Below are 13,691 nucleotides of genomic sequence, written 5' to 3'. Positions count from 1 at the left end.
GCGGGGACGCCCTCGGCCGGATCGAGGATCAGAGCGTCCGCTCTTAACGTAATGCAGGGCGACAGGCCGTCAAAGACGGACTCCCGCCGTCATGAACAGCAGAGGAATGACCGATGACCCAGGACCGACGCCCCGATGTCACCGTCGTGCAGGCGCCCGCGCCGACCGCCGGCCTCCCCGGCCCCCTCCGCCCGCGGCCGCTGCCGCCCACGGATCGCCGGGTGCTCGTCATGGGCATCGTCAACCGCACCCCGGACTCCTTCTTCGACCAGGGCCGCACCGATTCCCTCGAGAAGGCGGTCGCGGCGGGCCTCGCGGCGGGCGCGGCGGGGGCGGACCTCGTGGACGTGGGCGGCGTGAAGTTCGCGCCCGGCGAGCCGGTCCCGGTGGCCGAGGAGATCGACCGCGTGGTCCCCGTCCTCGAGCGCCTGCGCCGCGAGCTGCCCCACGTGCTGCTCTCCGTGGACACCTTCCACGCCGACGTCGCGGAGGCCGCGATCGCCGTGGGCGCCGATCTCATCAACGACACGACGGGACTCTCGGATCCGCGCCTCGTCGGCCTCGTGGCCCGCACCGGCGCCTCCCTCGTCATCACCCACTCGCTCGCCGAGCCCCGCCGGGCGCACCCGCACCCCGTGTACGGGGACGTCGTCGCCGAGGTGCGGGAGTTCCTCGCGGTGCGCGTGGAGCAGGCCCTCGCGGCGGGCATCGCCCCGGAGCAGATCGTCGTGGACCCCGGCCCGGACCTCAACAAGTCCACCGTGCAGACCCTCGAAGTGCTGCGCGGCTGGGAGCGCTTCGCCGATCTCGGCCATCCCGTGCTCGCGGCGCTCTCGCGCAAGGACGTCATCGGGGAGTCGCTGGGCCTCCCGGCGGCCGAGCGCCTCGAGGGATCGCTCGCCTCCGCCGCCTGGGTCATCGAGCGCGGCGCCCGGCTGCTGCGGGTGCACGACGTCGCGGAGACGGTGCGCCTGGTGCGGATGCTCGAGGTGATCCGGGGGTGGCGGGACCCGGAGGGCCCGCTCGTGCACAACGTGTGAGGCCGACGGCGGCGTCGGCGGCCGGCGTCAGCGTCGGTGCTCGTCGAGCACGGCGTCGGCCAGTCGCGGCATGACCTCGCGGTGGGCGTCGCAGAAGTCGTGCGAGGTGCCGACCACGAGCGCGAGGTCCGCGACGGGGTCCACCCAGAAGGCGGTGCCGCGCATGCCGAAGTGACCGAAGGTCTCCGGGGAGTTCCCGCTCCCGGTCCAGTGCGGGGACTTGTGACCGCGCACCTCGATGCCGAGGCCGAAGGGGTTCGGGTCCTGCTTGCCGAAGCCCGGCATGATGCCCACGAGCTCGGGCAGCTGGGGGGTGGTCAGCTCGCGCATCCACGGCGCCTCGAGCAGGGTGGGCCGCAGCAGCTCCCCCGCGAGCAGGGCGAGGTCCGTGAGCGCGCCGTGGGCGCCCACGGAGGCGGAGCCGGTCCAGTCGAGGCCGGTCATGCCGAGGGGGTCCGCGACCCGCTCCTGCACCCAGTCGCCGAAGTCGCGGCCGACGGCGCGCTCGACGTGGCGGGCCGCCTCGTCGATCCCGTAGTTCGAGTAGTGGCGGCGCAGCCCGGGCGCCTGCAGCGTCGAGTCCGACTCGTAGAAGTAGCCGGAGGCGTGCGCGAGCAGGTGGCGCAGGGTGGAGCCGGGCGGGCCGGCCGGGTCCTCGAGGTCCGCGCGCCCCTCCTGGAGGGCGATCGCGCAGGCGGTGCCGGTGACGGTCTTGGTCACGGAGCGCCAGGGACGCACGAGGTCGAGGTCGCCGCGGGCGGCGCGCACCCCCTCCGGGCCGATGACGATCGCGGCGGCCTCGAAGCCGAGGTCGTCGAGGAGGTCGAGCGCGGTGCTCACGGTCGGCTCTCCCCGGGCAGGGCGTCCGCGAGCAGGGCGTCGGTCAGGCCGGGCCAGGCGGCGACGTGGGCGGGGCCGAAGGGCTCCGCGCCGAGGTAGGCGGCGGTGAGGCCCGCCTCGGGGTCCACCCAGAGGAAGGAGCCGGACTGGCCGAAGTGGCCGAAGGTCCGCGCGCTGCTGCGGGAGCCGGTCCAGTGCGGGTGCTTGCTCCCGCGGATCTCGAACCCGAGGCCCCAGTCGTTGGGGCGCTGGCGGCCGTAGCCGGGGAGGATGCCGTCGAGCCCGGGGAACTGCACGGTCGTCGCCTCCCGGTGGAGGTCCTCGGGCAGGAGCGTGGGGGCGAGCAGCTCGCGGCCCACGGCGAGCAGGTCGCGCACGCTTCCCCGGTAGCCGGCGGCCGGGGAGCCGTCCACCTCGAGGTCGACGAGGCCCAGCGGCGCGAGGACGGTCTGCTCGACCCAGTCGGGGAGGTCGTGACCGGTGGCGTCCTCGAGGACCGCGCCGAGCACCTCGAAGCCGGCGTTGGAGTAGATGCGGCGGGTGCCGGGCTCGGCGATCGCCTCGGCGCCCTCGAAGGGGAGGCCGGCGGTGTGGGCGAGGAGGTGGCGCACGGTCGCGCCCGCGGGGACGCTCTCGCGGTCCACGGCGTCCTCGAGGTCGATCAGCGCCCGGTCCACGGCGACGAGCGCGGCGAGCGCGGTGATCGGCTTGGAGACGCTCGCGAGGGGGCGGACCCGGCCGGGGTCGCCCTCCGTGCGCAGCACGGCGTCGGCGTCGCTCAGCCCGAGCTCGTGCGGGGCGGGCAGCGGCTCGGGGGGCGGGGGCGCGACGTTCTCCACCGGGCGATGATCGCACAGCGCCCTCCGGGACGAGGGGTGGCCGAATCGTGACCCGGGGCCGACAGCGCCCCGCACCTGGTCGATTCTCGACTACTGACCAGAAACCTGCTGACCGGGAACTCTTTACCCCTTGTTGACCCGAGTGCGACTCGTGCATGATGTCCCAGGGGCCCGGAGATCCCGGGCGACCCCGGCAATACTGGCGTCACAGGGGGAAGACCATCATGAACCGTCCGCTCATCCATCTCTCCGCGCGGCCGCTGCCGTCGGAGTCCGACCCGGCCCCGCCGGTCGACCAGCTCCCCGCCACGTCGCGCCGCGGGCTGATCCTGCTCGGCGTCGGCACCCTCGGCGCGGGCCTCACCCTCGGCACCGGCACGGCGCTCGCCGCCCCGGTGCTCAAGAAGGGCTCCCGCGGCTCCGCCGTCACCACGCTCCAGAAGAACCTGAACGCCCTCGGCTACTGGTGCGGCACGGCGGACGGCAGCTTCGGCCACGTCACCGAGCAGGCCGTCTACGCGATCCAGAAGGTCGCCGGCCTCAGCAAGGACGGCGTCGTCGGCGCGAAGACCCAGGCCGCGATCGCCGCGAAGAAGAAGCCGAGGAGCGCCGTCACGAGCGGCTCCTCCTTCGACATCGACCTCACGCGGCAGATCCTCATCTGCTACACCGGGGGCCGTGTGAAGTGGACCTTCAACACATCCACCGGCAGCGGCGAGCGCTACTACTCCGGCGGCCGCTGGAAGACGGCGACGACGCCCAAGGGCAGCTTCCGCATGTACCGCCTCGACAGCGCCGGCTGGCAGACGGGCTCCCTGGGCCGCCTCTACCGCCCCGGCTACTACGACCGCGGCTGGGCCATCCACGGATCCACCTCGATCCCGCCCTACCCCGCCTCGCACGGCTGCGCCCGCATCTCGACCGCCGCCACGGATCTGCTGTGGCGGGAGAACTGGATCGTCAAGGACCGCCGCGTCCTCGTGCGCTGACAGCGCCACGACCGTCCCTCGCCCCTTCCCCGGCAGTCCGGGCCGAGGGACCCCCGGAGGAGCCCCGCCGCACGGCGGGGCTCCTCCTCCATGCGGCCCCTCCTTCACGAGGCCTGCACGATTCCCTCGCCGTCCTGCCGCGCGGCCCCCGCTCCGCGCCCCCACCTGCACGCTACGATCGGGGGGCGAACAGCCCCGCGCGGCACGGGCCGGCGGAGCACCGATGGCACGAGGACAGCGAGGGTTCACCGTGGGGATCTTGGACCGGATCGAGCGCGGGCTCGACCGCGGGGTGACGAGCGTGTTCTCCCCCGGGCGCGGACAGCTCAAGCCGCTGGACCTCGCCCAGGGGCTCAAGCGCGAGTGCGACGACCAGATCCAGGTCATGGACCGCGTGCGCACCCTCGCGCCGAACGCCTACACCGTCTACCTGCACAGCCAGGACTTCGAGCGCTTCTCCTCGTGGCAGGACACCCTCGTCGAGGAGCTCGTGCGCGTGCTCATGGAGCACGCCGAGAAGCAGCGCTACATGTTCGTCGGCCCCGTCCACGTCGACCTCGCGCAGGACGACGACGTGCGTCCCGGCCGCTTCGAGACCGAGTCCCGCACCGAACGCGGCAGCGTCGCGCCGGCCACGGCGGCCGGCCGCGCGGGCGCCGGCGGCCACCCGATCGTCGAGATCGACGGCCAGCAGTACCTGCTCACCGGTCCCGTGACGGTGATCGGCCGCGGCGGGGACGCCGACATTATCCTCGAGGACACGGGCGTGTCCCGGCACCACATCGAGCTGCGCACGGAGGCCGACGGCACGCTCGTCGTCACCGACCTCGGCTCGACCAACGGCACCCACGTGGACGGCGAGCGCATCCGCACACCCGTGGTCCTGCACGACCGCTCGCTGGTCAAGATCGGACGCACCCGGCTCACCGTCCTGCTCCCGGCCGGCGCGCCGGAGAGCTGGTGAGCGACGCATGAGCGAACTGACCATCGTCGCCCTGCGGCTCGGCTTCGTGCTGGCCCTGTGGCTCTTCGTCATCGCGGTCGTGATCGTGCTGCGCGGGGACCTCTTCGGCACCACCGTCGTGACCCGCTCGAGCAAGGACCCGCGCCGTGAGCAGCGGCCCTCCGCGGCGGGCGCACCGCCCACCGCGGGCGGCGGCGCCACGCGCACCGATCCCGCCGTGACCGCGACGACGCTCGTCGTGACCGCCGGCCCGCTGCGCGGCACGTCGCTGACCCTCGGCTCGACCCCGATCCTCATCGGCCGCGCGCCCGAGTGCACGCTCGTCCTCGACGACGACTACGCCTCCAACCGCCACGCGCGCGTGTTCCAGCGGGACGACGAATGGGTGGTCGAGGACCTCGGCTCGACCAACGGCACCCTCGTGTCCGGCCGCCGCATCGAGGGCTCGGTGCCGTTCCGGCCCGGCGCCCAGGTGCGCATCGGCCGCACCGAGATCGAACTGAGACGAGGCCCCCGATGACCATCGCCCTCCGCTACGCCGCACGCTCGGACGTGGGCCTGGTCCGCTCGAACAACCAGGACTCGGGATACGCCGGCAGCCACCTCCTCGTGGTCGCCGACGGCATGGGCGGCCACGCCGGCGGCGACGTCGCCTCCTCCGTCGCGATCGGCCACCTCGCCCGCCTCGACGCGGACACCCCCGCCTCGGACATCGTCGCGACCCTCGAGGAGTCCGTCCTCGAGGCGAACCAGGAGATCCTGCGCCGCGCCCGGGACGAGCCGCAGCTCGCCGGCCTCGGCACCACGATCACCGCCCTGCTGCGGCTCGAGGGCCGCTTCGCGCTCGCCCACATCGGCGACTCGCGCGCCTATCTGCTGCGCGAGGGCGAGACCACGCAGGTCACCAAGGACCACACCTTCGTCCAGCGTCTCCTCGACGAGGGCCGCCTCACCGAGGAGGAGGCCGAGCGCCACCCCCAGCGCTCCGTGCTCATGCGCGTGCTCGGCGACGTCGACGCCGACCCGGAGCTGGACCTCTCCCTGCGCCCCGCCCACGTGGGCGATCGCTGGATGCTGTGCTCCGACGGCCTCTCGGGGCTCGTCTCCCTCGACACGATCGACGCGACCCTGCAGGAGATCGAGGACCCGGGCGAGTGCGCGGACGCCCTGATCCAGCTCGCCCTCAAGGGCGGCGGCCCGGACAACATCACCTGCATCATCGCGGACGTCCTCGACCTCGACGACCTCCCCCGCGGCGAGGAGGCGCCCTCGACGACCCCGCAGATCGTGGGCTCCGCCGCGCGCACCCGCCACGCCCCCACGACCGCCTCCGGCCCGGCCGCGAAGGCCGCCGCGCTCACGCGGGACGAACCCGAGTTCCCCTACGCCGACGAGGACTTCGCGGAGGACGAGCCCCCGCGGCGCAGCCCATGGCCCGTGCTCGTCGCCGTCGCCCTGCTGGTCGCGCTGCTCGCCGGCGCCCTGTGGGCCGGGTACGCGTGGAGCCAGCGGCAGTACTACGTGGGCTCCGACGGCACGCACGTCGTCGTCTACCAGGGCCTCTCCCAGGACCTCGGCCCGATCTCGCTGTCCTCCGAGGTCGAGGTCACCGACGTCGCCATGGCGGACCTCCCCGAGGTGACCCGCCAGCAGGTCGAGGCGACGATCACCGCCGCGAACCGCGACGCCGCCGAGCAGATCGTGGGCCGACTCGAGCAGTCGGCGATCACGGACATCCCCGTGGACCCGCAGGGCACCGGCTCGCCCTCCGACGGCAGCGACTCCGGCGAGGCCGGCTGACATGGCCACGATCGTCTCCTACACCGCACGGCCGCGGCGCATCACCCAGGCGCTGCTGCTGCTGGCCGCCGTCGCGATCGGCGTGACCGCCTACGCGCTCGTCTGGCTGGGCCGCTTCGACGAGCTGCCCCCGGGCCTGGTCGAGCACGCCGTCGGCGCCCTCGTGGTCGCCGTCGTGCTGCAGGCCGTGGTCATGTGGCGGGCGCCGTACGCGGACCCGGTGATCCTGCCGCTCGTCGTGCTGCTGAACCTGCTGGGCATCGCGGTGATCGCGAGCGTGGACTCCGCGCGCATCCTCTACCAGGACCGCAGCAGCGCCGTCGCGGACCGTCAGATGCTCTGGGCGGGCCTCGGCGTGATCCTGTGCGCCGCGCTGCTCGTGGCCCTGCGGGACCATCGCTGGCTGCGCCGCTACACCTGGATCGCGGCCGTGACCGGTGCGGTGCTGCTGCTGACCCCGCTCGTCCCGGGCCTGGGGTCTTCGCGCTACGGCTCGAAGATCTGGATCTCGATCGCCGGCAACAGCTTCCAGCCCGCGGAGCTCGCGAAGATCTGCTTCGCCGTGTTCTTCGCCGGGTACCTCGTCTCGCGCCGCGACACGCTCGCGCTCGCGGGGCCCAAGGTGCTCGGCATCCGGCTCCCCCGCTGGGCGGACTTCGGCCCGATCCTCGTGGCCTGGGCCTTCGCCATGGCGGTCCTCGTGTTCGAGACGGACCTCGGCACCTCGATCATGTTCTTCGGCCTGTTCGTGGCGATGCTCTACGTCGCGACGGACCGCCTCTCCTGGCTCGTCATCGGCGCGGTCCTGTTCCTGCCGCCGGCGGTCATCGCCGCGACCCAGATGAGCCATGTGCGCACGCGCCTGACCTGCTGGCTGGACCCGCTCTCGAGCGAGAACTTCGACCGCTGCGGCCAGATCAACGCGGGCCTGTTCGGCCTCGCCAACGGCGGCATCACGGGCGCCGGCCTCGGCGAGGGCCGTCCGAACGTGGTGCCCTTCGCGGAGTCGGACTTCATCTTCTCCGCGCTCGCGGAGGAGCTGGGCCTCGTGGGCGCCTTCGCCCTGCTGCTGCTCTACCTGCTGCTCGTCGAGCGCGCCTTCCGCGCCGCCGTCGGCATCTCCGACGGCTTCGGCACGCTGCTCGCCGCGGGCCTCGGCTTCGTCATCGCGCTGCAGGTGTTCGTCGTCATCGGCGGCGTCACCCGGGTCATCCCGCTCACGGGACTCACCCTCCCCTTCCTCGCCGCGGGCGGCAGCTCGCTCGTGTGCAACTGGATCATCGCCGGGATCCTCGTGCGGCTCTCCGACGCCGCGCGCCGCCCGGCCGCGCGACAGGTGCCGGGCGCCCCCTCCCCGGCCCCGGCCGGCGGCTCCCCCGCGGAGGCGATCGCATGAACCGTCCCCTGCGCCATCTCTGGCTCGTGGTCAGCGTGCTCTTCGTGCTGCTGTTCACCTCCACCACCTACTTCCAGGTGGTCGCCCAGGGCCGCCTGAACGCCGACGGCCGCAACGTCCGCACGATCTACAACGAGTTCGGCCGCCACCGCGGGCCGATCGTCGTGGACGGCACGGCGATCGCCTCCTCCGCGCGCTCGGACGACTCCTACGGCTACCTGCGCAGCTACGACCCGGGGGCGATGTACGCCCCGGTCACGGGCTACTACTCGGTGGTCTACGGCTTCTCGGGCCTCGAGCGGGCCCTGAACGACACCCTCTCCGGGGACGCGGACGCCCTGTTCTACCAGCGCATCTCCGACATCCTCTCCGGCAAGCAGGGGCAGGGCGCGACGGTCGAGCTCACGATCGACGCGAAGGCCCAGGAGGCCGCCTACGACGCCCTCGACGGCAAGAAGGGCGCGGCGGTCGCGCTGGACCCGGAGACGGGCGCCGTGCTCGCCATGGTCTCCGCCCCCAGCTACGACCCCAACGACCTCGCCTCGCACAGCACGAAGGACGTGCAGGCGGCCTGGTCGGAGCTCAACGACGACCCCGATCGCCCGCTCACCAACCGGGCGATCGCGGGCGACCTCTACCCGCCGGGCTCCTCCTTCAAGCTCGTCACGGCCGCGGCGGCGCTCGAGTCCGGCGGCTACACGCCGGAGACGCAGATCCCCGGCCCGGGCACCTACACGCTCCCCCAGTCCAGCTCCGTGATGAACAACCACGCGGGCGGCGGCACCGAGGCCTGCGGGCCGGACGACTCCTCGACGCTGCAGGCGGCGCTCGAGCAGTCGTGCAACACCTCCTTCGCCCTGCTGGGCCAGGAGGTCGGCGAGGACCAGCTGCGCACCACGGCCGAGGAGTTCGGCTTCGGGCAGAAGCTCTCGATCCCGCTCTCGGTGACCCCCTCGACGATCGGGGAGGACCTCGACGCCTCGCAGCTCGCGACGACGTCGATCGGCCAGTACGAGGACCGCGTGACGCCGCTGCAGATGGCCATGGTGGCCTCCGCGATGGCGAACGACGGCGCGGTCATGCAGCCGCAGCTCGTGCAGAAGGTCAGCACCTCGGACCTCTCCACGATCTCCGAGCTCACGCCCAAGGAGCTGGGCCGGCCGCTGAGCGCCTCGAACGCCGCGCTCATGCGGCAGATGATGGAGGGTGTGGTGAGCGAGGGCACGGGCACCGCCGCCCAGATCGACGGCGCCGAGGTGGGCGGCAAGACCGGCACCGCCGAGTGGGGCGACGGCCGCACCGCCCATTCGTGGTTCGTGGGATACGCGCAGCAGGACGACAGGAAGGTCGCGGTGGCCGTGGTGGTCGAGGAGGGCGGCTACGGCTCGCGGACCGCCGCGCCGATCGCCCGTGACGTGATGGAGGCGGTGATCCAGCCATGAGGACCGAAGCGGGACTGGTGCTCGAGGGACGGTACGAGCTGAGGAGCCTGATCGCCACCGGCGGCATGGGCCAGGTGTGGCGGGGTGTGGACACCGAGCTCGACCGCGAGGTCGCGATCAAGGTGCTGCGCGAGGAGTACGCCTTCGACGAGGGCTTCCTCAAGCGCTTCCGCGCGGAGGCGCGGCACACCGCCGCGCTCTCGCACGACGCGATCGCCGCGCTGTACGACTACGGCGAGCTCGAGGGCCGCGCGTACATCGTCATGGAGCTCTGCCCCGGCCGGCCGCTCTCCGACATCATCGAGGAGAACCCCGGCGGGCTCCCCGAGCGGCGGATCATCCCGGTGCTCATCGATCTCGCCCGGGCGCTCGACGCCGCCCACTCCAAGGGCGTGGTGCACCGTGACGTGAAGCCCGAGAACGTGCTCGTGGACGAGAAGAACGACTGGTCCATGAAGATCACGGACTTCGGCATCGCCCGCAGCTCGGACCAGGCGCGGCTGACGAAGACGGGCCTGGTCATGGGGACCGCCCAGTACCTCTCCCCGGAGCAGGCGATGGGCAAGCAGGCCACCTCGCTCTCCGACATCTACGCGCTCGGCATCGTCGCCTACGAGATGCTCGTGGGCCATCGCCCCTTCACCGGCTCGAGCCAGGTGGAGATCGCGATGGCCCAGGTGAAGAAGCAGCCGCCGGAGCTCCCCTCGGGGATCCACCCGGACCTGCGCCGCCTGGTGATGATGTGCCTCGCGAAGGCCCCCGCGAACCGGCCCCGCTCGGCGGCGGCCGTCGCCCGGATCCTCGAGGCGATCCAGCGCGGCGAGGAGCCCCGCTTCACGACCGGCGCGATCCCGGTGACCCATGTCGAGGACCACGACTGGACGGGCGAGAACCCGACCGGCGCCGCGGCGCGCGGTCGCAGCGGCTCGGCCGCCTCGCCCGCGGGCTCCCCGGGGACGGGACCTCAGGCGACAGGGCCCACCCGCACCGCCGCGATGCCGCTGCCGCTCTCGGGCCGCGGCCGCGGGATCCGCCACCGCTCGGGCGCCTCGGGGCCGTCGGCGCTGTCCGCCTCCTCGGCGAGCTCGGCGCCGGCCCTGCGCTCCGCGGGCTCCCCGTCCCCGGCCGCTCCGGCGGCAGGGGCCGGCCGGCCGGGCGCCGGCACCGGTCCGGACCAGGCGGGTCGGCGCGAGCGCACCGACCGCACGGAGCGCACGAGCCGCGGCTCGGTCACGGGCCGCAAGGTCATGGGCATGTCCCTGCCGGGCTTCGTGCTGCTGCTCATCCTGCTCGTCGTGGTGCTGGCCGCTGTCGCGGGCGGCATGGGCTGGCTGCCGGTCTCCGCCGCGGGGGCGGCGCAGGGCGCCGCAGTGGGCCTGCTCGCACCGGGCCTGAACAGGCCGGGGGCGGAGCGCTCACGCACTACGATGGAACGATCGGCCCGCAGCGGCCACGGCACGAGGACGGGTGTGGAGTGAGCGGAGAGAGTCTGGTTCTGGGGGGCCGTTACTCCCTCGGGCGGATCCTCGGCCAGGGGGGCATGGCGGAGGTCTTCCTGGCGGAGGATCAGCGCCTGCACCGCACCGTCGCGGTGAAGGTGCTGCGCTCGGACCTCGCGCGCGACGACTCCTTCCAGGAGCGCTTCCGCCGTGAGGCGCAGAGCGCCGCCGCGCTGAACCATCCCTCGATCGTCGCCGTGTACGACACCGGCGAGGAGCACCACACCACGGTCACGGGCGCCGAGGTGACGATCCCGTACATCGTCATGGAGTACGTGCGGGGCACCACGCTGCGCGAGCACATCGATCCCGAGCACCCCATGGACCCGCACCGCGCGGGCGAGATCATGGCGGCGCTGCTGAGCGCGCTGGAGTACTCGCACCGCTCGGGGATCGTGCACCGCGACATCAAGCCCGGCAACGTCATGATCACCGACGCGGGCACCGTGAAGGTCATGGACTTCGGCATCGCGCGCGCCGTCGCGGACGCCACGAGCGCGATGACCGCGACCCAGGCCGTCATGGGCACCGCCCAGTACCTCTCCCCCGAGCAGGCGCGCGGCCAGCTGGTCGACGCCCGCTCGGACATCTACTCCGCCTCGTGCGTCTTCTACGAGATGCTCACGGGCCGCCCGCCCTTCACGGGGGACACCCCCGTCTCGATCGCCTACCAGCACGTGCGCGAGCACCCGGTGGCGCCGTCGGCGATCAACCCGAGCATCACCCCGGCGCTGGACGCCGTGATCCTCACGGGCCTCACGAAGGACCGCGAGCAGCGCTACCCGAGCGCGGTCGCGCTCTCGCGGGACATCGCCGCGGCCGTCGCCGGCCGTGAGCCGAAGCTCGTGGACGGCGCCGTCCCGGTGGGCGCGGCGACCGGCCCCGGGGACGACACCCCGGCGACCACGGTCCTCGGGCCCGTCGGCGACGAGACCGAGGCGCTGCCCGCGGTGACCGCCGCCCATGCCGCGGTCCCCGCCGGGGCCGCCCTCGCCGGTGCGGGCGCGGCGGGTGCCGCGGCCGGTCCGGCCACGGGGCAGGTGACGCCCCGCTCGGCGGACGAGGTCCAGGAGGACGAGCGCCGCAAGCCGTGGTGGCTGATCGCGCTCGTGGTCCTCGCCGTGCTCGCGGTGCTCGGCGTGCTGCTGTGGTTCTGGCAGCCGTGGGCGCAGCAGGCCTCCGCCACCGTCGCCGTGCCGACCCTCCAGGGACAGTCCCAGGACGAGGCGGCGCAGAGCCTGGAGGACGCGGGCCTGAAGGGGAAGTACACCCAGGAGGCCTCCGCCGACGTCGACGAGGACACCGTCATCTCCTCGGACCCGGGCGCCGGCCAGGAGGTCACGAAGGGCTCCACGGTGAACGTCGTGGTCTCCTCCGGCCCCGCCCCCGTGGACGTCCCGGACCTCACGGGGAAGTCGAGCGACGACGCGCGCGCGGCCCTCGAGGAGGTCGGGCTGACGATGACCGTCGCGGGCGAGGAGGACGCCGTGAAGGCGGAGGCCGGCACGGTCACCCGCTCGAGCCCGCAGGCGGGCTCCTCCGCGACGCCCGGCGACGAGATCCAGGTGTGGGTCGCGACCGGCAGCTACACGGTGCCGAGCGTCGAGGGCCTCACCGAGGAGGAGGCGACCAAGCGCCTCGAGGACATCGGCTTCCAGGTCGAGACGACCGAGGCGGAGTCCTCGGACGCGACGGCCGGCACGGTCACGGACCAGACCCCGCCGAAGGACTCCTCGGCGAAGATCGGCGCGACGATCCAGCTGACGATCGCCACGGCCCCCGGGCCGGTCGCGGTCCCGAACGTCACGGGCCGCTCCTACGAGGACGCCAAGACGATCCTCGAGGACGCGGGCTTCGGCGTGGAGCGGGGGGACACGGAGTCCTCCGACTCGATCGACGAGGGCAGCGTGATCCGCACGGATCCGCAGGCCGACGAGAAGGTCGACGCGGGCTCGACGATCACGGTGATCGTCTCGACGGGCCCGGAGGCGACCCCGACGCCGACCCCCACCACGGAGGAGCCGACGACCGAGGCCCCCACGACGGAGGCCCCGACCACGGAGGAGCCGACGACGGAGGACCCGACGACCACCGAGGCGCCCACCACCACCTCGAACGGCAACGGGAACGGCAATGGGAACGGGAACAACGGCAATGGCAACGGCTGAGCCCGGTCGCGGCGCACGCGTGCTGGTGATCGACAACTACGACAGCTTCGTCTTCACGATCGTCGGCTACCTCGAGCAGATGGGCGCGGTGTGCACCGTGGTGCGCAACGACGCCGTCCCGGAGACGGCCGACGGCGCCGTGGACCTCACCGGCTTCGACGGCGTCCTCGTCTCCCCCGGTCCCGGGAACCCCGGCACCGCGGGCCGCTCCCTCGACGTGATCGGCCGCTGCGCCGAGCAGGAGGTCCCGATGCTCGGGGTGTGCCTGGGCCATCAGGCGCTCGGCGAGCACTTCGGCGGGACGGTCGCGCACGCGGAGCAGCTCATGCACGGGCGCACGAGCGTCATCGAGCACGAGGGCCGCGGCGTGTTCGCCGGGGAGCCGAGCCCGCTGACGGTGACCCGCTACCACTCGCTGACGGTGCTGCCGGAGTCGGTGCCGGAGGTCCTCGAGGTCACCGCCCGCACCGCGGACGGCGTCGTCATGGGCCTCTCGCACCGGGAGCTGCCGCTGCACGGTGTGCAGTTCCACCCGGAGTCCGTGCTCACCGAGGGCGGGCACCTCATGCTCGCGCGCTTCCTGGAGATGTGCGACGGGATCGACGCCGAGGAGCGCTCGCGGGGTCTCGCCCCGCTGCTCGCCTCCTCCTGAGCCCTCTGCCCGGCGGGATCGCTCAGCACGGCGTCTCGGCGCCGAGCGCTCAGGGCGACTCA

Annotated in this window: 12 protein-coding genes; 10 read left to right on the top strand and 2 right to left on the bottom strand. The window is 73.3% G+C overall.

Features of this window, described 5'->3' with window-relative positions:
- Positions 1–113: 113 nt before the first annotated feature.
- Positions 114–1,040 carry a dihydropteroate synthase gene (gene folP, locus NLU66_RS06085; RefSeq protein ID WP_259362049.1) on the top strand — a complete coding sequence of 309 codons (927 nt, stop codon included), beginning with the start codon at positions 114–116 and terminating at the stop codon, positions 1,038–1,040.
- Positions 1,041–1,067: 27 nt separating this feature from the next.
- On the opposite strand, the gene NLU66_RS06080 is transcribed toward folP, so the two are convergent.
- Together NLU66_RS06080 and NLU66_RS06075 are read right to left on the bottom strand one after the other, a co-directional pair.
- Positions 1,068–1,880, bottom strand: a complete 813-nt coding sequence (locus NLU66_RS06080; protein WP_259362048.1) for a serine hydrolase domain-containing protein — start codon at positions 1,878–1,880, stop codon at positions 1,068–1,070.
- The gene (locus tag NLU66_RS06075) at positions 1,877–2,719 is read right to left on the bottom strand and encodes a serine hydrolase domain-containing protein (protein WP_259362047.1); all 843 of its coding nucleotides are present in this window, start codon (positions 2,717–2,719) and stop codon (positions 1,877–1,879) included. The genes NLU66_RS06080 and NLU66_RS06075 overlap by 4 nt, the downstream gene beginning before the upstream one ends.
- A 224-nt stretch (positions 2,720–2,943) precedes the next feature.
- On the opposite strand from NLU66_RS06075, the gene NLU66_RS06070 reads away from it, so the two are divergent.
- From NLU66_RS06070 to NLU66_RS06030, 9 genes are all read left to right on the top strand, one after another.
- Positions 2,944–3,708 (top strand): L,D-transpeptidase family protein, encoded by a 765-nt coding sequence (locus NLU66_RS06070; RefSeq protein ID WP_259362046.1) that lies wholly within the window; start codon positions 2,944–2,946, stop codon positions 3,706–3,708.
- Between the two features lie 250 nt (positions 3,709–3,958).
- Positions 3,959–4,672: an FhaA domain-containing protein gene (locus tag NLU66_RS06065; protein ID WP_137769819.1), complete on the top strand. Its 714-nt coding sequence runs from the start codon at positions 3,959–3,961 to the stop codon at positions 4,670–4,672.
- A gap of 7 nt (positions 4,673–4,679) precedes the next feature.
- Complete coding sequence (locus NLU66_RS06060; RefSeq protein ID WP_259362044.1) at positions 4,680–5,192, top strand: FHA domain-containing protein; 513 nt, start codon at positions 4,680–4,682, stop codon at positions 5,190–5,192.
- Complete coding sequence (locus tag NLU66_RS06055) at positions 5,189–6,472, top strand: PP2C family protein-serine/threonine phosphatase (RefSeq protein ID WP_137769817.1); 1,284 nt, start codon at positions 5,189–5,191, stop codon at positions 6,470–6,472. The genes NLU66_RS06060 and NLU66_RS06055 overlap by 4 nt, the downstream gene beginning before the upstream one ends.
- A 1-nt stretch (position 6,473) precedes the next feature.
- On the top strand, positions 6,474–7,868 hold the full coding sequence (locus NLU66_RS06050; RefSeq protein WP_137769816.1) for an FtsW/RodA/SpoVE family cell cycle protein: 1,395 nt from the start codon (positions 6,474–6,476) through the stop codon (positions 7,866–7,868).
- Positions 7,865–9,310, top strand: a complete 1,446-nt coding sequence (locus NLU66_RS06045) for a peptidoglycan D,D-transpeptidase FtsI family protein (protein ID WP_259362043.1) — start codon at positions 7,865–7,867, stop codon at positions 9,308–9,310. Before NLU66_RS06050 ends, NLU66_RS06045 begins: the two co-directional genes overlap by 4 nt.
- Positions 9,307–10,788 carry a serine/threonine-protein kinase gene (locus tag NLU66_RS06040; protein ID WP_259362042.1) on the top strand — a complete coding sequence of 494 codons (1,482 nt, stop codon included), beginning with the start codon at positions 9,307–9,309 and terminating at the stop codon, positions 10,786–10,788. Before NLU66_RS06045 ends, NLU66_RS06040 begins: the two co-directional genes overlap by 4 nt.
- Positions 10,785–12,977: a Stk1 family PASTA domain-containing Ser/Thr kinase gene (gene pknB / locus NLU66_RS06035; protein WP_323374497.1), complete on the top strand. Its 2,193-nt coding sequence runs from the start codon at positions 10,785–10,787 to the stop codon at positions 12,975–12,977. The genes NLU66_RS06040 and pknB overlap by 4 nt, the downstream gene beginning before the upstream one ends.
- Complete coding sequence (locus tag NLU66_RS06030; protein WP_259362041.1) at positions 12,964–13,629, top strand: anthranilate synthase component II; 666 nt, start codon at positions 12,964–12,966, stop codon at positions 13,627–13,629. Before pknB ends, NLU66_RS06030 begins: the two co-directional genes overlap by 14 nt.
- Positions 13,630–13,691: the final 62 nt, after the last annotated feature.

This window comes from Brachybacterium sp. NBEC-018, assembly GCF_024860185.1.
Classification (GTDB): Bacteria; Actinomycetota; Actinomycetes; order Actinomycetales; family Dermabacteraceae; genus Brachybacterium; species Brachybacterium rhamnosum.
The sequence above is the reverse complement of the archived record's forward strand: the minus strand, read 5'-3'. Positions and strand labels throughout refer to the sequence as shown.

Coding starts and splice junctions, on each gene's coding strand:
- NLU66_RS06050 (WP_137769816.1), top strand. CDS start 6,474: ATGGCCACGATCGTCTCCTACACCGCACGGCCGCGGCGCATCACCCAG.
- NLU66_RS06060 (WP_259362044.1), top strand. CDS start 4,680: ATGAGCGAACTGACCATCGTCGCCCTGCGGCTCGGCTTCGTGCTGGCC.
- NLU66_RS06055 (WP_137769817.1), top strand. CDS start 5,189: ATGACCATCGCCCTCCGCTACGCCGCACGCTCGGACGTGGGCCTGGTC.
- NLU66_RS06040 (WP_259362042.1), top strand. CDS start 9,307: ATGAGGACCGAAGCGGGACTGGTGCTCGAGGGACGGTACGAGCTGAGG.
- NLU66_RS06030 (WP_259362041.1), top strand. CDS start 12,964: ATGGCAACGGCTGAGCCCGGTCGCGGCGCACGCGTGCTGGTGATCGAC.
- folP (WP_259362049.1), top strand. CDS start 114: ATGACCCAGGACCGACGCCCCGATGTCACCGTCGTGCAGGCGCCCGCG.
- NLU66_RS06045 (WP_259362043.1), top strand. CDS start 7,865: ATGAACCGTCCCCTGCGCCATCTCTGGCTCGTGGTCAGCGTGCTCTTC.
- NLU66_RS06070 (WP_259362046.1), top strand. CDS start 2,944: ATGAACCGTCCGCTCATCCATCTCTCCGCGCGGCCGCTGCCGTCGGAG.